Genomic DNA, 18,317 nt, shown 5'->3' with positions numbered 1-18,317 from the left:
GCCGACCGCCGATCGGCCTGCTGAGGGACCGTCGTCCGCCGGCCCAACGTGCTCGGACCATGCTCGACCCGCCGCTCATCCCCGCTCTGGGGCGTCAACGCCCCGTCGCGTGCGGCCCTCTCCCCTCAACCACCCCTCCCCAGGCGGCACTTGGCCTCCAGGCAGCGGCCGCATCCCTCATTCGGGTGACCCGAACCGGGAACCGCCGCGCCATGTCCGCTCCTCCTGGCCGGCGCTGCCGCCCGATCCCCTTGCCGGGTAAGGGGAGAACGGTTTCCGCACCCCGCTCCCGGCACGACCCGGGCGTCAACGGCGCACCGTCGCGGGCGCGTTGAAGCCCGACGGGTTATCCCCATACCTGATCCGGGTGGAGCCGTCGCCACGGCCTTGGCGGAGGCATTCGCTCCGCCGCACGCTCGATCCCGAACCCGCCGTGGGCACCCGCCCGCCGCGGACCTCACCGCCGTGACCCGCGCAGCGACCGCGCGGCCCGCCACGGCCACGACACCGGGGGAGAGATTCCCATGCGCAACCGCATGTTCCGCACCGTCCGCAGCACCGCGTTCGTCACCGGCCTCGCCGCACTGACCGCCGTGCTGGTCACCCCGTCCGCCGTGGGCGCACCGAGCGCCCGCACGACCGGCGGCGGCGCCCCCGCGGCCGGCGACTGCTCGGCCGGCCAGCTGTGCCTCTGGTCGGAGGCGGAATTCGGCGGCCGGCGGCAGGTCCACGAGCTGTCCGGCACCGACATGGAGAGCTGCGTGGCCCTGCCCAAGGGTATGACCGCCGCCTCGCTCGCCAACCGCACCGGCCGGCCGGTCACCACGTACCAGAGCGACGTCTGCGAGGAGACCGGGGAGTTCGACACCTACCCGGGCGGTGGCAGCTGGGTGCCCCGATCCCCCTACCAGGTAAGGGCGTTCAAGCTGTGGGAGCACTGAGCCGTCCGCCCACGGCGGACGCCCCGCGCCCCCCGACCGGCGGGCTTCGCCGGTCGGGGGGCGCGGGGGAGAGGGGGCGGCGGTCGGCCGCGGGCAGGTCAGGCGTCGCCGCCGGCCTCACCCGCGTCGGCGGCCGTCACGTCCAGCAGCCGGTAGCGGTCGAGCGCCTGCTTGAGCAGCGAGCGGTCGACCTTGCCCTCCTTGGCCAGCTCGGTGAGCACGGCCAGCACGATCGACTGGGCGTCGATGTGGAAGAAGCGGCGGGCGGCGCCGCGGGTGTCCGCGAAGCCGAAGCCGTCGGCGCCCAGCGACTGGTAGGTGCCCGGTACCCAGCGCGCGATCTGGTCCGGGACGGACCGCATCCAGTCCGAGACCGCGACCGTCGGGCCCTCGGCGCCTTGGAGCTTGCGCGTCACGTACGGCACGCGCTGCTCCTCCTCCGGGTGGAGCAGGTTGTGCTCCTCGACCTCCACCGCCTCGCGGCGCAGCTCGTTCCAGGAGGTCGCCGACCACACGTCGGCCTTGACGTTCCACTCCTCGGCGAGGATCCGCTGGGCCTCCTCGGCCCACGGGACCGCGACGCCCGAGGCGAGGATCTTGGCCTGGTGCTCGCCCTTCTCGCCCGGCTTGATCCGGTGCAGACCCTTGAGGATGCCCTCGACGTCGACGTCCTCCGGCTCGGCCGGGTGCACGATCGGCTCGTTGTAGACCGTCAGGTAGTAGAAGACGTCCTCGCCGGGCCGGCCGTCGGCGGTCTCGCCGTACATCCGCCGCAGACCGTCCTTGACGATGTGCGCGATCTCGTAGCCGTAGGCCGGGTCGTAGGCGACGCAGGCGGGGTTGGTGGAGGCCAGCAGCTGGGAGTGGCCGTCGGCGTGCTGGAGGCCCTCACCGGTCAGCGTGGTGCGGCCGGCGGTCGCGCCGAGCACGAAGCCGCGCGAGAGCTGGTCGGCCATCTGCCAGAACTGGTCGCCGGTGCGCTGGAACCCGAACATCGAGTAGAAGACGTAGACCGGGATCAGCGGCTCGCCGTGGGTGGCGTAGGCGGAGCCGGCCGCGATCAGCGACGCGGTGCAGCCGGCCTCGGTGATGCCGTCGTGCAGCATCTGGCCGGTCGGCGACTCCTTGTAGGCCAGCAGCAGCTCGCGGTCGACCGACTCGTAGGCCTGGCCCAGCGGGTTGTAGATCTTGGCCGACGGGAAGAACGCGTCCATGCCGAAGGTGCGGTACTCGTCCGGGGCGATCGGCACGAAGCGCTTGCCGATCTCCTTGTCCCGCATCAGGTCCTTCAGGACGCGGACGAACGCCATGGTCGTGGCGATCTTCTGGTGCCCCGAGCCCTTCTTGGCGGTGGCGTACGCCTTGTCGCCGGGCAGCGCCAGCGGCTTGGCGCGCACGACCCGGGTCGGCACATAACCGCCCAGCGCCTTGCGGCGGTCGTGCATGTACTGGATCTCCTCGGAGTCCGGGCCCGGGTGGTAGTACGGCGGCAGGCCGTCCTCCAGGTCCTTGTCCGGGATGGGCAGGTGCAGCCGGTCGCGGAAGCGCTTGAGGTCCTCGACCGTCAGCTTCTTCATCTGGTGCGTGGCGTTGCGGCCCTCGAAGTTCGGGCCGAGCGTCCAGCCCTTGACGGTCTGGGCCAGGATCACGGTCGGCTGGCCCTTGTGGGCCTTGGCCGCCGCGTACGCCGCGAAGATCTTCCGGTGGTCGTGACCGCCGCGGCCCAGGTGCAGGATCTGGTCGTCGGACATGTTCGCGACCATGGCGCGCAGCCGCTGGTCGTCACCGAAGAAGTGCTCGCGGATGTACGAACCGGTCTCGGTGGCGTACGTCTGGAACTGGCCGTCGGGGGTGCTGTTGAGCTTGTTGACCAGGATGCCGTCGCGGTCCTGCGCCAGCAGCGGGTCCCAGCTGCGGTCCCAGACCAGCTTGATGACGTTCCAGCCGGCGCCGCGGAACTGCGACTCCAGCTCCTGCATGATCTTGCCGTTGCCGCGGACCGGGCCGTCCAGGCGCTGGAGGTTGCAGTTGACGACGAAGGTCAGGTTGTCCAGGCCCTCGCGGGCGGCGATGGACAGCTGGCCGAGCGACTCCGGCTCGTCCATCTCGCCGTCGCCGAGGAACGCCCAGACATGCGACTTGGAGGTGTCGGCGATGCCGCGGGCCTCCATGTAGCGGTTCATCCGGGCCTGGTAGATCGCGCCGAGCGGGCCGAGACCCATCGAGACGGTCGGGAACTCCCAGAAGTCCGGCATCAGCCGCGGGTGCGGGTAGCTGGACAGCCCGTTGGGAGCCTTGGACTTCTCCTGGCGGAAGGCGTCCAACTGGTTCTCGGAGAGCCGGTCCAGCAGGTAGGCGCGGGCGTAGATGCCGGGGGAGGCGTGGCCCTGGAAGAAGACCTGGTCGCCGCCGTCGCCCTCGTCCTTGCCGCGGAAGAAGTGGTTGAAGCCCACGTCGTACAGCGAGGCGGAGGAGGCGAAGGTGGCGATGTGGCCGCCGACGCCGATGCCCGGGCGCTGGGCGCGGGAGACCATGACAGCGGCGTTCCACCGGGTCGCGTTGAGGACCTTGCGCTCGACCTCCTCGTTGCCCGGGAAGAACGGCTCGTCCTTGGTCGCGATGGTGTTGACGTAGTCCGTGCTGCGCATCTCGGGCACGGCCACGCGCCGTTCGCGGGCGCGCTCGATCAGGCGGAGCATGAGGTAGCGGGCGCGTTCCCGGCCTCGCTCGTCGACGGCCGCGTCGAGCGAGTCGAGCCATTCCTGGGTCTCTTCGGGATCGAAGTCCGGGACCTGGCTGGGAAGGCCGCCAATGATGATCGGGTTTCGATCGGATCCGGAAGCCACGCTGTTCCTTCGTGTTCGGTTCGTATCGTGCTCTGCCTGCTGTTGCCGCTGTGCACGGGGACGAAAGCTGTCTGTGCCGTGTGTCGCGCCGTCTTCCATCGTGTACCGAGCCACTGGGCTACGTCACCTCTACCGATGGGTAACCATCCGCTGAGAGAGGGCGCTGAGCGGGCCGATTCCTGTGGTCGGCCAAATCGAACCTTACGCCCATCTCGAAACGCGCCGGCGTGCGGTCGGACGGCGCCCGGCGGCGGAGTCGAGAAGCTCCGATACCCTGCGCGGGGGCCATTCCTTCCCCCCTACCCCATATACCCGGCACAATGCTGTGGTGCGTATCACTTCATGGTGTCCTGGTGGGGGTGGGAACGTGCCGGTGGGCCCGTCGAGCGTCACCGTTTCGGCGGTCTCGATCGCCGGGTACTTGCGCGATCCGCCCGGCACGTGTGGACTACGCCCAATGCTCCGCGCACGCGCGGAGCCCCCGACTTATTTCCGAAAGACGACAGGAGGCAATCCGTGAGCGCGACCGCGGACCACGCGGAGGAGCGGACCAACCCTGCCACCAAGCTGGGGTTCGAGCCCGGACAGGTGGTCCAGGAGATCGGCTACGACGACGACGTCGAGCAGGAACTCCGTGAAGGCATTGAGGCCATCATCGGCCAGGAACTTGAGGACGAGGACTACGACGACGTCGCCGATGTCGTCGTCCTGTGGTTCCGGGACGAGGACGGTGATCTCACGGACGCGCTGGTGGACGCCATCGGTCTGATCGATGAGGGCGGCCAGATCTGGCTGCTGACGCCCAAGACAGGGCGCACCGGCTACATCGAGCCGAGCGACATCAACGAGGCCGCGCAGACCTCGGGTCTGTCCCAGACCCGGAGCATCAACGCGGGCAAGGACTGGACCGGCAGCCGGCTGATCTCGCCCAAGCGCTGACCGCGCCACCCGACGTTCCTCGCCGAGCCCCTTCCGGATCGTTCCGGAAGGGGCTCGGTGCAGTTCAGACGGGGTGCGCCGGCCGTAGGGGCGGGCGCGTAGGGTGGTCGCGTCCAGAGTGGTCAGTGATGCGGAAGGACGCAGTCCCATGGCGATCGAGGTCGGCACCAAGGCTCCGGATTTCGAGCTGAAGAACCAGCACGGCGAGCTGGTGAGGCTCTCCGACTTCCGCGGTGAGAAGAACGTCGTCCTGCTCTTCTACCCGTTCGCCTTCACCGGTGTGTGCACCGGCGAGCTGTGCGCGCTCCGGGACGAGCTGCCCAAGTTCGTCAACGACGACGTGCAGTTGCTGGCGGTCTCCAACGACTCCCCGTTCTCGCAGCGGATCTTCGCCGAGCAGGAGGGGCTCACGTACCCGCTGCTGTCGGACTTCTGGCCGCACGGCGAGGCGTCCAGGGCGTACGGCGTCTTCGACGAGGAGAAGGGCTGCGCGGTCCGCGGCACCTTCGTCATCGACAAGGAGGGCGTGGTGCGCTGGACGGTCGTCAACGGCCTGCCCGACGCCCGCGACCTGAACGACTACGTCAAGGCCCTCGAAGCGCTCTGAGCGGTGTGCGCGGCGGCCGGGCGGACATGCGTCGCGATCTGATCGCGATATCTGCGCGCGGCGGGAACCCGTCACTAGGATCGGATCGTTGATCCGATGCCATGCACGATGGGGGCGCACATCATGACGTACCCCTCGAATCTACGGGAGGACTCGTGGGAGTCAGCCTCAGCAAGGGCGGCAACGTCTCGCTGACGAAGGAAGCCCCCAATCTGACCGCCGTTCTCGTCGGTCTGGGCTGGGACGCGCGTACCACCACCGGTACCGACTTCGACCTGGATGCCAGTGCCCTGCTGACGAACGACCAGGGCAAGGTCGCCAACGACCAGAACTTCGTGTTCTTCAACAACCTCAAGAGCCCCTGCGGCTCGGTGGAGCACACCGGCGACAACACCACCGGTGAGGGCGAGGGCGACGACGAGGCCATCAAGGTGAACCTCGCCGGCATCCCCGCCGACGTCCACAAGGTCGTGTTCCCGGTGTCGATCTACGACGCCGAGACCCGCCAGCAGAGCTTCGGCCAGGTGCGCAACGCCTACATCCGCGTCGTCAACGAGGCCGACGGCAAGGAGCTGGCGCGCTACGACCTGAGCGAGGACGCCTCGACCGAGACCGCCATGGTCTTCGGTGAGCTGTACCGCAACGGCGCGGAGTGGAAGTTCCGTGCCATCGGTCAGGGCTACGCCTCGGGCCTGCGCGGCATCGCGCAGGACTTCGGCGTCAACGTCTGACCGCACGACGCTGCCGTGTCCGGCGCCGTACGCCCCGGTCCGGGGAGTGCGGCGCCGGACGCGTTTGCGGGGCGCCGGCGGTGCCCCGCACCGACACCGGGGAGGAACCACACCATGAGCGTCACGCTCGCCAAGGGAGGCAACGTCTCCCTGTCCAAGGCCGCGCCGAACCTCACCCAGATCGCCGTGGGCCTCGGCTGGGACGCGCGGTCCACCACGGGAGCACCGTTCGACCTCGACGCCAGCGCGCTGCTGTGCGGGTCGGGCCGGGTGCTGGGGGACGAGTACTTCGTCTTCTACAACAACCTCACGAGTCCGGAGGGCTCCGTCGAGCACACCGGTGACAACCTCACCGGTGAGGGCGAGGGCGACGACGAGACGATCCTGGTCGACCTCACCCGGGTCCCCGCGGAGGTGGACGCGATCGTCTTCCCGGTCTCGATCCACGAGGCCGATCTGCGCGGCCAGAGTTTCGGCCAGGTCGGCAACGCCTTCATCCGGATCGTCGACCAGGCCGACGGCGGCGAGCTCGCCCGCTACGACCTCAGCGAGGACGCCGCCGGCGAAACCGCGATGATCTTCGGCGAGGTCTACCGCCGCAACGGCGAGTGGAAGTTCCGCGCCGTGGGCCAGGGGTACGCCTCCGGGCTGCGCGGTATCGCCCTGGACTTCGGGGTCGACGTCGAGTGAGCGCCGTCTCCCGGGCGCCGTCCGCCCGCCGCCAGGGTCCGGCCCGGGCCGTCGCGGCCGGCCGGGGCCCGGGACCTGCGGTTCTCCGACCGATTGGGGGCCGACCGCCCCGGACGGCGAGCGGGAGCTCTAGAATTCGGTCAACGTTTCGCAAAGCGCCGCGCACGGGCGCGGGGGACCCTCACAGCTAAGGATTGGGTAGGGCAGTGCTCCTGAAAACGTTTGGCTGGTCGTTCGCCATCACGGTGCTCGGCCTCGGTCTGGCCGGCGTGCTCTGGGGGTGGCAGGGCCTCGCGATCGTGGGGATCCTCTCCATCCTGGAGATCTCGCTCTCCTTCGACAACGCGGTCATCAACGCGGGCATCCTGCGCAAGATGAACGCCTTCTGGCAGCGGATCTTCCTCACGGTCGGCATCCTCGTCGCGGTGTTCGGCATGCGGCTGGTGTTCCCGGTCGTCATCGTCGCGGTCACCGCGAAGCTGGGGCCGATCGAGGCGGTCCAACTCGCCGTCAACGACAAGGCCCACTACCAGGAACTGGTCACCAGCGCCCACCCGGCCATCGCGGCCTTCGGTGGTGTCTTCCTGCTGATGATCTTCCTTGACTTCCTCTTCGAGCACCGCGAGCACGCCTGGCTGTCGTGGATCGAGAGGCCGCTGGCCCGGATCGGCAAGCTCGACACCCTCTCGGTCATCGTCGCCCTGGTCGTCCTGCTGGTGAGCGCCCTGACGCTGGCGCCGCACGCCGCGCACGGCGGCGCCGACAAGACCGTCACGGTCCTGCTTTCCGGCATCGCGGGCCTGATCACCTACCTCGTCGTCGGCGGGGTCTCCGGCTACTTCGAGGGCCGGCTGGAGGACGACGAGGCGGAGGACGAGGACGGCGCCGCGGCGACCGCGGTGGAGAAGAAGGGCGCCGGCGCCGGCTCCGCGGTGGGCCTGGCCGGCAAGGCGGCCTTCTTCATGTTCCTCTACCTGGAGGTCATCGACGCCTCGTTCTCCTTCGACGGCGTCATCGGCGCGTTCGCCATCACCAACGACATCTTCGAGATGGCGCTGGGTCTGGGCATCGGCGCGATGTACATCCGCTCGCTGACCGTCTTCCTGGTCCGCAAGGGGACGTTGGACGACTACGTCTACCTGGAGCACGGCGCCCACTACGCCATCGGCGCCCTGGGCGTCATCCTGCTCGTGACGATCCGGTTCGAGGTCAGCGAGGTCGTCACCGGCCTGATCGGCGTGGTGCTGATCGCGCTCTCCTTCGGCTCGTCGGTGCTGCGCAACCGACGGGAGGGCAAACCGGGCCAGGAGGTCCCGTCGCAGCCGGAAGTGACATCCGGAGTGTGACGGGCCTCTGAATGAGGAACGCTTTGTGCGGGGCGGCCATCGGGGAGACACCCAGCGGCCGCCCCGTACTGGGTCTGGGGCCATAGCGATGGGGTGGGCAAGGTGTCGTTCCTGGGGAACTTGTGGCGTAGCAACGCGCCGAAGTTCGACGGCGGTGGCGCGTCGTACGTCGTCGAGCTGACGAAGCGGAATCCGGTCGTCTCGCTGACGAAGCAGGGAGCGGCCGCCGGGCATCTGCGGGTCAACCTGAGCTGGCAGATGCGGACTTCGGACTTCGGCGAGCGCGGGGGGCAGCGCTCCGGCAGCCTGCTGCGGAATCCGAGCCGGCTGTTCAAGCCGGAGATCGTCCAGGCCCAGGGCCAGGCCGTGGTCAACGTCGACCTGGATCTGGCCTGCCTGTACGAGCTCAAGGACGGCACCAAGGGCGTGGTGCAGCCGCTGGGCGACTTCCTCGGCGACCTCAACGGCTCGCCGTACATCAAGCTCAGCGGCGACGACCGGTTCGGTTCCGGGTCCGGCGAGACGCTCTACATCAATCTGGACCACCGCGACGAGATAAAGCGGATGCTGATCTTCGTCTACATCTACGACGGGACCCCGGCGTTCGACCGCACGCACGCGGTGGTGACCCTCTACCCGAGCAGCGGGCCGCGGGTCGAGGTCAAGCTGGACGAGCGGGCCCCGCAGGCCCGTTCCTGCGCCGTCTTCATGCTGGAGAACGGCAAGGACGGCCTGACGGTGCGCCGCGAGGTGAAGTACGTCTACGGCTTCCAGGCCGAGCTGGACCGGCTCTACGGCTGGGGGCTCCAGTGGGGACGGGGCTACAAGTCCAAGGTCTGAAGCGGGACTTCACGACCGGCCCGCGCACGGCGGGCATCTGACGGACGCGGCGGCCGGGCCGCGGGGACGTGCGCAACGCCCCCGCGGCCCGGCCGCCTCCGGTGCGTCAGCGGTGCTGGAACTGCGGCCCCTGGGGCGGCAGTACGAACGAGGGGTCGGGGACGAACGGCTGCGGCTGCGGTTGGGGCGGCGGGCCCGGGTAGCCGTACGCCGGGGCGGGCGGCTGCTGGGGCGGGTAGCCGGGCGCCTGGGGCGGCGGGCCGGGATAGCCGTAGGCCGGGGGCTGCGGCGGCGGGGGCGGGACGTCGGCCGGGTAGCCGTAGCCGCCGGTGGGCGGGGAGGGCAGCGGGGCGGCGGAGAACGGCTCCGGCATCCCGTCCGGGACGTGCTGGGTCACCGCCTCCGGGTCGGTCCGCGGGGCGCCGGCCGGTGGTGCGGTGGCCTCCTCGGGCCAGGCGCCGGGCGGCGGTGAGACCGGGGTGGCCGGGGCGGGGGCGGGCGGTACGTCCGCGGGGCGCTCGACCGCCGTGGTGGGGTCCTCCGCCCGCGGCTCGGGGACGGCCGCCCCGGGGGCCGTCCGGCCGGCGGCGGAGCCCTCGTCGGCGGCCCCGTCGCCCCCCTCGTTCTCGTCCACCGAGATGCCGAACTCCGTGGCCAGGCCGACCAGTCCGCTCTGGTAGCCCTGCCCCAGGGCCCGGAACTTCCAACCCTCGCCGCGCCGGTACAGCTCCCCGCAGATCAGCGCGGTCTCCTCGCCCGTGTCGGGCACCACGTCGAAGACCGCGAGCGGCTCGGCGCCGTCCGCCGCCGCGTCGTACAGCAGCACCCGCAGGTCGCTCACGCCGGCGAACGGGCCGCCGTCGGAGGAGGCGGCGAGCACCACCCGCGCCACCGAGGCGTCCAGCTGGGCCAGTTCCGCCTCGATGGTGTCGGTGAGGGCGTCGGACAGCCGGGTCTTGGGCAGGTGCCGGACCAGGCCGCTGGGGTGCCGCGGCTGGTTGTAGAAGACGAAGTCCTCGTCGGAGCGCACGCGTCCGTCCGGCCCCACCAGCAGGGCCGAGGCGTCGACGTCCGGCACACCGGCGCCCGGCGTCCAGCGCAGGACGGCCCGGACGGCCGTGGCGTCGAGGGGTACGTTCGACCCTTTCAGCATCGCGTGCGTCATGCGGCAATCCTGCCTTCCCACTGGTGGCGGCCACAACGCGGGGGCCGGGTGCGGCCCCTCCCGGACACCGGCCGGCCACGTCGGCGGGACGCGGATTTCCGGCCGGCGGGAACTTTCGCGCACCCCACAGACGTACGATTACCGGCTGGATCCAGACAGCGGGACGCGGCGGGGCGCCCGAGTACCGCGTGATACGGGGAGTTGTATGCGGCACTTTGGGCACGTTGCGCCCGATCTCCGGAAGGCTCTGTTCCACAAGGAGCCGGCGGAGTTCACCGCCGATTCCCCGGCCCGTGTGCTCGCGACCGCGCTCGGCGCGACGCTCTACAGCCCGGCCACCCGCCCCCGTCTCGCCGCCGACGTCCGCAAGCAGGCCGCCCGCGGTGTGACGTCCATGGTGCTGTGCCTGGAGGACTCCATCGGCGACGGCGACGTGGCGGCCGGCGAGGAGAACCTCGTCCGGCAGTTCGGCCTGCTCGACGCGGCCGCCGACGACGGCGAGGACCTCCCGCTGCTCTTCATCCGGGTCCGCGAACCGGCCCAAATACCCGACCTGGTGGGCCGGTTGGGACGCTCCGTGCGCAGGCTGTCCGGATTTGTGCTTCCCAAGTTCACCGCGGAGCGCGGCGCGCCCTTCCTGGCGGCGCTGGCGGAGGCCGAATCGGCCTGCGGGCGGCGGCTGTTCGCGATGCCGGTGCTGGAGTCCCCCCAACTGCTCCACCTGGAGAGCCGCGCCGCGACCCTGGCGGGCATCGCCCGCACCGTCGGCGGCCACCGCGACCGGGTGCTCGCGCTGCGCCTGGGCGTCACCGACTTCTGCTCCGCCTACGGGCTGCGCCGGGCCCCCGACATGACCGCCTACGACGTCCAGATCGTCGCCTCCGTCATCGCCGACGTGGTCAACGTCCTCGGCCGTGCGGACGGCACCGGCTTCACCGTCACCGGCCCGGTGTGGGAGTACTTCCGGATGCACGAGCGGATGTTCAAACCGCAGCTGCGCCGCAGCCCGTTCCTGGGCGAGGCCGAGGAGCTGCGCTCCGATCTGATCGAGCACGACATGGACGGGCTGCTGCGCGAGATCGAACTGGACCGCGCCAACGGCCTGACCGGCAAGACCTGCATCCACCCCTCGCACGTCGCCCCGGTGCACGCGCTGTCGGTCGTCAGCCACGAGGAGTACAGCGACGCCACCGACATCCTGCGGCCCGAGCGCGGGGCCGGCGGGGTGCTGCGCTCCTCGTACACCAACAAGATGAACGAGGTGAAGCCGCACCGCGCCTGGGCCGAGCGGACGCTGCTGCGCGCCGAGGCGTTCGGCGTGGCCCGCGAGGACGTCGGCTTCGTGGAGCTGCTGACCGCGAGCCTGACACCGGCATGATCCGGCGGCCACCGAAGACCACCAGCGAGAGCGACGGCATGAACGACGGTACGGACCCGACGACGCAGGAGGCACGGCACGTGGTGTGGACGGGAGAGTGGGTCGCGAAGCGGCTCGGGGTCGCCCTCAGCGGCGCGGACGACCTGCCGGACCTGCTCGGGCTGGCGCTGCGGCGCAACCCCAAGCGTGCCCACCTGCTGGTCTCCAACGTGCTCGGCAAGCACGTACCGCAGCGCCCGGAGGCGGTGCACGGAGCCGGCGTCCACTTGGGCCGCCGGGTGCGCGCGCTGCTCGGGGACGAGGACGCCGCCCGCGCCGTCGTCCTGGGCTACGCCGAGACCGCCACCGGGCTCGGCCACTCGGTCGCCGACGGGCTGGCGCTCGCCCCCTACCTGCACTCCACCCGCCGGCCGGTGCCGGGCGTACCGCACGCCGCCGGTTTCGAGGAGGAGCACAGCCACGCCACCTCGCATCTGCTGCTCCCCGAGGACCGCACCCTGCTCGCCGGGGACGGCCCGCTGGTCCTGGTCGACGACGAGTTCTCCACCGGGCGGACGGTCCGCAACACCATCCGGGCGCTGCACGCCCGCCACCCGCGCACGCGGTATGTCGTCGTGGCGCTGGTGGACATGCGCGCGCCGGACGACCGCGAGCGCCTGGCGAAGTTCGCCGCCGACCTCGGCGCCCGCGTCGACCTGGTCGCGCTGGCCGGCGGCGGCGTCGACCTGCCCGACGACGTCCTGGAACGCGGCCGGGAGCTGGTCGCCGCCTGGGCGGAGCCGCCCGCGCCCACCGGGGGAGGGGCCGCGCGCCCGGAGGCGATACGCGTCGACCTCGGCTGGCCCGCCGGACTGCCCGACGGCGGCCGGCACGGCTTCACCCCGGCCCACCGCGCGCTCCTGGAGGAGCACCTGCCCGCCATGGCCGCCCGGATGGCGGCCCACCTGGACGGCGCCCGCCGCATCCTCGTCCTCGGCAACGAGGAGCTGATGTACGCGCCGCTGCGCCTGGCCGGCGCCCTGGACGCCCAGCTCGCCCCGGCCGGCGGCACCGTCCGCTTCTCCACCACCACCCGCTCCCCGGTCCTCGCCGTGGACGACCCCGGCTACGCGATCCGCACCCGCCTGGTGTTCCCCGCCCACGACCGCCCGGCGGACGGCCCGGGGGAGCGCTACGCCTACAACGTCGCTCCCGGCAGCGACCCGGCCCGCCGCTTCGACGCCGTCGTCGCGGTCGTCGACTCCGCGGGCGACCGCCCCGAACTGCACGCCCCCGGCGGCCTCCTGGACCAACTCGCCGCCCACACCGACCGGTTGCTGCTGGCCGTCGCCCCCGCCCACACCCCGCCCGGCGCGCTCCCCGGCCCGCTGCGCGGCCCCGCCTTCTCCTCCTACGCGCCGGACGAGGTCGGCTGGCTGCTCCAGGACCTCTCCGGGGCCACGCTGGAGGCGCCCACCGAGGAGCGCGAGGAGGCGATCCAGCGCGGCGGCGCGCACTACGCGGAGTCGCTGCCGGTCGAGTACCAGCCCAGCCAGGAGTACCAGGAGCTGTTCCGCAGCGCGCTGCACGCCGGTGCCGGCCGGATGGCGCGCGCCGTGGGCACCGTCACCGAGACGGTGCTCGCCGAACGGGGTCCGCGCCCGGTCCTGGTCTCGCTGGCCCGGGCCGGCACCCCCGTCGGCATCCTGATGCGCCGCTGGGCCCGGCACGTCCACGGCCTGGACCTGCCGCACTACGCGGTCTCCATCGTCCGCGGCCGCGGCATCGACGCAACCGCCCTGCGCTGGCTCGCCGCCCACCACGACCCGGCGGACGTGGTGTTCGTGGACGGCTGGACGGGCAAGGGCGCCATCACCCGCGAACTGACCGCGGCGCTCGCGGACGTCCCCGGGTTCGACCCGCGCCTGGCCGTGCTCGCCGACCCCGGCCGCTGCGTGGCGACCTACGGCACCCGCGACGACTTCCTCATCCCGTCCGCCTGCCTGAACTCCACCGTCTCCGGGCTGATCTCGCGCACCGTCCTGCGCGCCGACCTGGTCGGCCCGGACGACTTCCACGGCGCCAAGTTCTACCGCGAACTGGCCGGCAGCGACCTGTCGGCGGAGTTCCTGGACACCGTCACCGCCCACTTCGACGCGGTCGCCGAAGCGGTCGCCGCCGAGGTGCGCGCCCTGGCCGCCGCCGACCGCACCCCCACCTGGGACGGCTGGGCGGCCGTCGAGCGGATCAGCGCCGAGTACGGCATCCACGACGTCAACCTCGTCAAGCCCGGCGTCGGCGAGACCACCCGGGTGCTGCTGCGCCGGGTCCCCTGGCGGATCCTCGCCAAGCGCGGCGCCGGGCGCGACCTCGACCACGTACGACTGCTCGCCGACCAGCGCGGTGTGCCGATCGAGGAGGTCGACGAACTCCCCTACACCTGCGTCGGGTTGGTCCATCCCCGCTTCACCCGCGGGGCCACCGGCGCGGCCGGTACGGCGGTGGCCGGCCGATGACCACGCCCGCCCCGCTCGTCGCCAGCGACCTCGACCGCACGCTGATCTACTCGGCCGCCGCACTGCACCTGGCCGGGCCGGACGCCAAGGCCCCCCGGCTGCTCTGCGTGGAGGTCTACGAGGGCCGCCCGCTGTCCTATCTCACCGAGACGGCCGCCGCGCTCCTGGCCGAACTCGCCGACCGCGCCGCCTTCGTGCCGGCCACCACCCGCACCCGCGCGCAGTACCGGCGCATCCATCTCCCGGGCCCGCCACCGGAGTTCGCGGTCTGCGCCAACGGCGGGCATCTGCTCGTCAACGGCGTCTCCGACGAGGACTGGCAGCGCACCGTCGCCGCCCGGCTCGCCGCCGACTGCGCACCCCTGGACGAGATCGGCGCCCACCTGGCCCGCACCACCGACCCGGCCTGGCTGCGCTCCCGGCGCACCGCCGAGGACCTCTTCGCCTACCTCGTCGTGGAGCGGCCGCTGCTGCCCGAGGGCTGGGTGGCGGAGCTGGCCGGCTGGGCGGAGGAGCGCGGCTGGACGGTGTCCCTCCAGGGCCGCAAGGTCTACGTCGTGCCGCGACCGCTCACCAAGAGCGCCGCGGTGGCCGAGGTCGCCCGCCGCACCGGCGCCACCGGCATCCTCGCGGCCGGCGACTCGCTGCTCGACATCGACCTGCTGCTGGCCGCGGACCGCGGCTGGCGCCCGGGCCACGGCGAACTGGCGGACACCGGCTGGGGCGCCCCGCACGTCACCGCGCTCGACACCCGGGGCGTCGCGGCGGGCGAGGCGATCGTCCGCGCGCTGCTGCGCGGCGCGACGGAACCGGAGCGTGCCTGCTGACAGCCCGCCCGGCACCGCCGTAGGCTGCCCGCGACCGGGAGGAGAGCACTGTGGCCGAACCCAAGAGCAGCCCCCTGACACCGGAGCTGTACGCGTATGTGCTGGCGCACAACCCACCGCTGGAACCCGCGCTGACAGACCTGGCGGACCGTACCCGCGCACGCTTCCCCGAAGCGGCGGGCATGCTGTCGGCCCCCGAGCAGGCGACGCTGCTCGCGTTCCTGGTCCGGCTGACCGGGGCCCGGCACGTCGTCGAGGTGGGCACGTTCACCGGCTTCGCCACCCTGGCCATGGCCCGGGCGCTGCCCGCCGACGGCACGCTGGTCGCCTGCGACATCTCCGAGGAGTGGACCGCGTACGGCCGGGAGGCCTGGGCACAGGCCGGCGTCGCGGACCGGATCGAGCTGCGGATCGCGCCGGCCCTGGAGACCCTCCGGGCGATGCCCGCCGCACCCCATATCGACCTGGTCTACCTCGACGCCGACAAGGCCGGCTACATCGGGTACTGGGAGGAGCTGGTGCCGCGGCTGCGGCCCGGCGGCCTGCTCGTCGCGGACAACGTCCTCTACCACGGCGCGGTCACCGACCCCGCGGCCACCGGACCGGCCCTGGCCATCCGGGAGTTCAACGACCATGTCCTCCAGGACGCGCGCATGGAGGCGGTGCTGCTGACCGTGGCGGACGGGGTGACGCTGGCGCGCAAGCGGTAGGCCGCGTCGTCACGCTCCGGCCGTCCGCCGCCCGACCGGTGGGCGGGCCGGGGCGTGGCGGACGGGCCCGGCCCGCGCGGCGGTCAGCCGCAGCAGCCGCCCCCGCAGCAGCCGCCGCCCCCGCCGCGCGGCGCGGCCGGCGCGGACGCGGTCCCGCCGACGGCGACGGTGGAGAGCAGCTTGACGGTGTCCTCGTGGCCCTCCGGGCAGGCCGCCGGGGCGGACGACTGGGCCATCGGCCGGTTCAGCTCGAAGGTGGTCCCACAGGGGCGGCAGCGGTATTCGTAACGAGGCATGGCCACAGGTTAGGGCCTGTGCGCGGGGCGCGGCCCGTGGGGCGGGGCGGGCCGCGCCCGTGCTCAGCGCACCACGGTGCCCGGTGGCGCGGCCAGCAGGGCCAGTTCCGCGCGGGTCGGCGCGCCCTCCCAGTCGCCCGGGGCGGCGGCCGCGAACGCCCCGGTGGTGACCGCCCGCACCAGCCGCCCGGCGACATCCGCGCCGTCCAGCAACGCCGAGAGGTAGCCCGCCGCGAAGGCGTCGCCGGCGCCCACCGGGTCCACCGCCCGCACCGGCACGGCCCCTTGGTGGCGGGGGCCGCCGTCGCCCGTGTACGCGGTCGCGCCGTCCGCGCCGTGCGTCACCACCACCTCGCCGACGCCGACGTCCAGCAGCCGGGCCGCCGCCCCGTCGACGGCGGCGCCGTCCGGTCCGGGCAGGCACAGCGGCACCTCGTCGGCGGAGGCGATCAGCACGTCCACGAAAGGGAGCCAGTCGCGCAGCACGCCGGCGGCCTCGGCGGCGCTCCACAGCCGGGCGCGGAAGTTGACGTCCAGGCAGACCAACGTGGCGTGCCGGCGGGCCAGTCGGAGGGCGAGCGCGGCCGTCGCGCGGGCCTCGGGGCCCAGCGCCGGGGTGATGCCGGTCAGGTGCAGCACCCGCGGCGGTGCGGTGGCGAAGGCCCGCTCGACGGCGGCCGCGGCGGGCCGGGAACCGGCCGCACCGGTGCGGTAGTAGTGGACCCGGGTCACGTCCGGCAGCCGCGGCTCGAAGAGGAGCAGCCCGGTGGGCGCGCCGGGATCGACGGTGGCGCCGAAGACCTCCACGCCCTCGGCCCGCAGCGTCCGCAGGACCAGTTCCCCCGCCTCGTCCGCGCCGACCGTGCCCGTCCACTGGACGCGGTGGCCGAGCCGGGCCAGGCCGATCGCCACATTGCTCTCCGCACCGGCGACCGAGACCCGCATCGTGCCGCCGAGCTTCAGGGGGCCGCTGCCGCGCAGCGCCACCATGGTCTCGCCGAAGGTGAGCACGTCCGGGCCGCCCGACCGCCCCGGGGCCCCGGCACGGTCCCGTGCGGTGGCGTGCGCGGTGGCGTGCGGGGGCGCCTGTGCGCCGTCCTGTGCGGTGGCGTCCACCTGTCCTCCCCTGGGGCCGGGTGCCTGCGTGCCGAGCCGGGCGCACGGCGCACCCGGTGCGGCACCCTGCCACGCCGCGCCCCTGCCGCACACCCCTCCGCCCCCGCCGCCCGCTCGCCCCTGCCCCGTCACCACTCCGCGAACGAGCCGTCCTCGTACCGCCAGACCGGGTTCCGCCAGGCGTGGCCGCCCGCCGCGTCGGCCGCCCGGACGGCCGCCTCGTCCACCTCCACCCCGAGCCCCGGACGGTCGGACCGCGCCAGCGTCCCGCGGTCGAAGCGGAACGGCGCGCGGTCGACGACATAGTCCAGCAGCTCGGCGCCCCGGTGGTAGTGGATCCCGAGCGACTGCTCCTGGATGAGGAAGTTCGGGGTGGTGAAGGCCACTTGGAGGCTGGCGGCCAGGGCGACCGGCCCGAGCGGGCAGTGCGGGGCGAGGAGGGCCCCGTACGGCTCCGCCAGGGCGGCGATCCGGCGCAGTTCCGAGATCCCGCCGGCGTGCGAGACATCGGGCTGCACGACCGCGACACCGGCCTGGAGCGGAGCGAGGAACTCGCGGCGGGTGTAGAGGCGTTCACCGAGTGCGAGCGGAACGCCGGACGCGGTGACGAGGCCGGGGAGGGCCGCCAGGTGCTCGGGGAGGACGGGCTCCTCGACGAAGAGCGGGGCGCACTCCGCCAGCAGCGGCAGCAGCCGGCGGGCGTTGGCGGGGGAGGCGCGGCCGTGGAAGTCGAGGGCGAAGTCCCGGTCCGCACCGAGGACTTCACGCGCGGTCTCGGCGCGCCGCAGGCAGGCGCGCACCTCGGCGCGGGTCGCCAGCGGGGACAGCCGCCCGCAGCCGTTCATCTTCACGGCGTCGAAGCCCGCCTCGATCTGCGCGGTCAGCGCGTCCCGGAGCTGCGCCGGCTCGTCGCCGCCGACCCAGGCATAGGCCCGCACCCGGTCGCGGACCGGACCGCCCAGCAACTGGTGGACGGCCAGCCCGCAGTGCTTCCCCTTGATGTCCCACAGCGCCTGGTCCAGGCCGGCGACGGCGGAGGAGAGCACCGGGCCGCCCCGGTAGAAGCCCCCTTTGGTCAGCACCTGCCAGTGGTCCTCGATGCGCGCCGGGTCCCGCCCCAGGAGGTACTCCGCCAGCACCGCCACGGCCGCCCGGACCGGCTCCGCCCGCCCCTCGACCACGGGCTCGCCCCAGCCCACCACCCCCTGGTCGGTCTCCACCCGGACGAACAGCCAGCGCGGCGGGGCGAGGAAGGTCTCGACACGGGCGATCTTCATGGGTCGGGCCATGGCGCGGGGACCGTCCTTCCGCCGGGGGCTGAGGAGGCGGGAACGGTACGTCCCCCCACCCTCTACCTCTACCCGTCTACCCACATCTGCTGGTGCTGGTG

The 18,317-nt window shown here is 72.8% G+C and carries 16 protein-coding genes; 11 read left to right on the top strand and 5 right to left on the bottom strand.

Annotated elements, in window-relative coordinates:
* The first annotated feature begins 524 nt into the window (after positions 1–524).
* The gene (locus ACIQE0_RS05795; protein WP_366337042.1) at positions 525–941 is read left to right on the top strand and encodes a peptidase inhibitor family I36 protein; all 417 of its coding nucleotides are present in this window, start codon (positions 525–527) and stop codon (positions 939–941) included.
* Between the two features lie 98 nt (positions 942–1,039).
* Here the strand turns inward: ACIQE0_RS05795 and aceE are convergent, their stop codons facing one another.
* Entirely contained in the window at positions 1,040–3,787 is a 2,748-nt protein-coding gene (gene aceE / locus ACIQE0_RS05790; RefSeq protein WP_366337040.1) for a pyruvate dehydrogenase (acetyl-transferring), homodimeric type, read from the bottom strand.
* A 516-nt stretch (positions 3,788–4,303) separates the two neighbouring features.
* Between aceE and ACIQE0_RS05785 the strand changes: the two genes are divergently transcribed.
* The 6 genes from ACIQE0_RS05785 to ACIQE0_RS05760 all read left to right on the top strand — a co-directional run bounded on the left by ACIQE0_RS05785 (position 4,304) and on the right by ACIQE0_RS05760 (position 8,940).
* The gene (locus ACIQE0_RS05785; RefSeq protein ID WP_366337038.1) at positions 4,304–4,726 is read left to right on the top strand and encodes a DUF3052 domain-containing protein; all 423 of its coding nucleotides are present in this window, start codon (positions 4,304–4,306) and stop codon (positions 4,724–4,726) included.
* Between the two features lie 148 nt (positions 4,727–4,874).
* A complete protein-coding gene (locus ACIQE0_RS05780; protein WP_366337036.1) occupies positions 4,875–5,333 on the top strand; it encodes a peroxiredoxin in 459 nt (152 codons plus the stop codon).
* Positions 5,334–5,488: 155 nt separating this feature from the next.
* On the top strand, positions 5,489–6,064 hold the full coding sequence (locus tag ACIQE0_RS05775; RefSeq protein ID WP_366337034.1) for a TerD family protein: 576 nt from the start codon (positions 5,489–5,491) through the stop codon (positions 6,062–6,064).
* Between the two features lie 114 nt (positions 6,065–6,178).
* Positions 6,179–6,754 carry a TerD family protein gene (locus ACIQE0_RS05770; protein WP_366337032.1) on the top strand — a complete coding sequence of 192 codons (576 nt, stop codon included), beginning with the start codon at positions 6,179–6,181 and terminating at the stop codon, positions 6,752–6,754.
* 206 nt (positions 6,755–6,960) lie between these two features.
* Positions 6,961–8,100 carry a DUF475 domain-containing protein gene (locus ACIQE0_RS05765; RefSeq protein WP_402329347.1) on the top strand — a complete coding sequence of 380 codons (1,140 nt, stop codon included), beginning with the start codon at positions 6,961–6,963 and terminating at the stop codon, positions 8,098–8,100.
* A gap of 102 nt (positions 8,101–8,202) precedes the next feature.
* The gene (locus ACIQE0_RS05760; protein WP_384099760.1) at positions 8,203–8,940 is read left to right on the top strand and encodes a Tellurium resistance; all 738 of its coding nucleotides are present in this window, start codon (positions 8,203–8,205) and stop codon (positions 8,938–8,940) included.
* A 106-nt stretch (positions 8,941–9,046) separates the two neighbouring features.
* Here ACIQE0_RS05760 and ACIQE0_RS05755 read toward each other — a convergent pair whose 3' ends face one another.
* On the bottom strand, positions 9,047–10,105 hold the full coding sequence (locus ACIQE0_RS05755) for a TerD family protein (protein ID WP_402329345.1): 1,059 nt from the start codon (positions 10,103–10,105) through the stop codon (positions 9,047–9,049).
* Between the two features lie 205 nt (positions 10,106–10,310).
* On the opposite strand from ACIQE0_RS05755, the gene ACIQE0_RS05750 reads away from it, so the two are divergent.
* The 4 genes from ACIQE0_RS05750 to ACIQE0_RS05735 are packed head-to-tail and all read left to right on the top strand — an operon-like array spanning position 10,311 to position 15,515.
* Positions 10,311–11,483, top strand: coding sequence for an HpcH/HpaI aldolase/citrate lyase family protein (locus tag ACIQE0_RS05750; RefSeq protein ID WP_366337024.1), 1,173 nt, complete (start codon positions 10,311–10,313; stop codon positions 11,481–11,483).
* Between the two features lie 38 nt (positions 11,484–11,521).
* Positions 11,522–13,978 carry a phosphoribosyltransferase gene (locus ACIQE0_RS05745; protein ID WP_402329819.1) on the top strand — a complete coding sequence of 819 codons (2,457 nt, stop codon included), beginning with the start codon at positions 11,522–11,524 and terminating at the stop codon, positions 13,976–13,978.
* Positions 13,975–14,805: an HAD family hydrolase gene (locus ACIQE0_RS05740; RefSeq protein ID WP_402329342.1), complete on the top strand. Its 831-nt coding sequence runs from the start codon at positions 13,975–13,977 to the stop codon at positions 14,803–14,805. The genes ACIQE0_RS05745 and ACIQE0_RS05740 overlap by 4 nt, the downstream gene beginning before the upstream one ends.
* A 50-nt stretch (positions 14,806–14,855) precedes the next feature.
* On the top strand, positions 14,856–15,515 hold the full coding sequence (locus tag ACIQE0_RS05735; RefSeq protein ID WP_366337020.1) for an O-methyltransferase: 660 nt from the start codon (positions 14,856–14,858) through the stop codon (positions 15,513–15,515).
* An 83-nt stretch (positions 15,516–15,598) separates the two neighbouring features.
* Here the strand turns inward: ACIQE0_RS05735 and ACIQE0_RS05730 are convergent, their stop codons facing one another.
* From ACIQE0_RS05730 to dgoD, 3 genes are all read right to left on the bottom strand, one after another.
* The gene (locus tag ACIQE0_RS05730; protein ID WP_366337018.1) at positions 15,599–15,811 is read right to left on the bottom strand and encodes a zinc ribbon domain-containing protein; all 213 of its coding nucleotides are present in this window, start codon (positions 15,809–15,811) and stop codon (positions 15,599–15,601) included.
* A 63-nt stretch (positions 15,812–15,874) separates the two neighbouring features.
* Positions 15,875–16,822 carry a sugar kinase gene (locus ACIQE0_RS05725; RefSeq protein WP_366337054.1) on the bottom strand — a complete coding sequence of 316 codons (948 nt, stop codon included), beginning with the start codon at positions 16,820–16,822 and terminating at the stop codon, positions 15,875–15,877.
* Between the two features lie 233 nt (positions 16,823–17,055).
* Complete coding sequence (dgoD, locus tag ACIQE0_RS05720; protein ID WP_402329818.1) at positions 17,056–18,204, bottom strand: galactonate dehydratase; 1,149 nt, start codon at positions 18,202–18,204, stop codon at positions 17,056–17,058.
* Positions 18,205–18,317 lie beyond the last annotated feature (113 nt).

Source organism: Streptomyces sp. NPDC093097, assembly GCF_044754325.1.
Lineage (GTDB): Bacteria > Actinomycetota > Actinomycetes > Streptomycetales > Streptomycetaceae > Streptomyces.
Note: the sequence above shows the minus strand (reverse complement) of the source record. Positions and strands in the feature narration are given on the sequence as shown.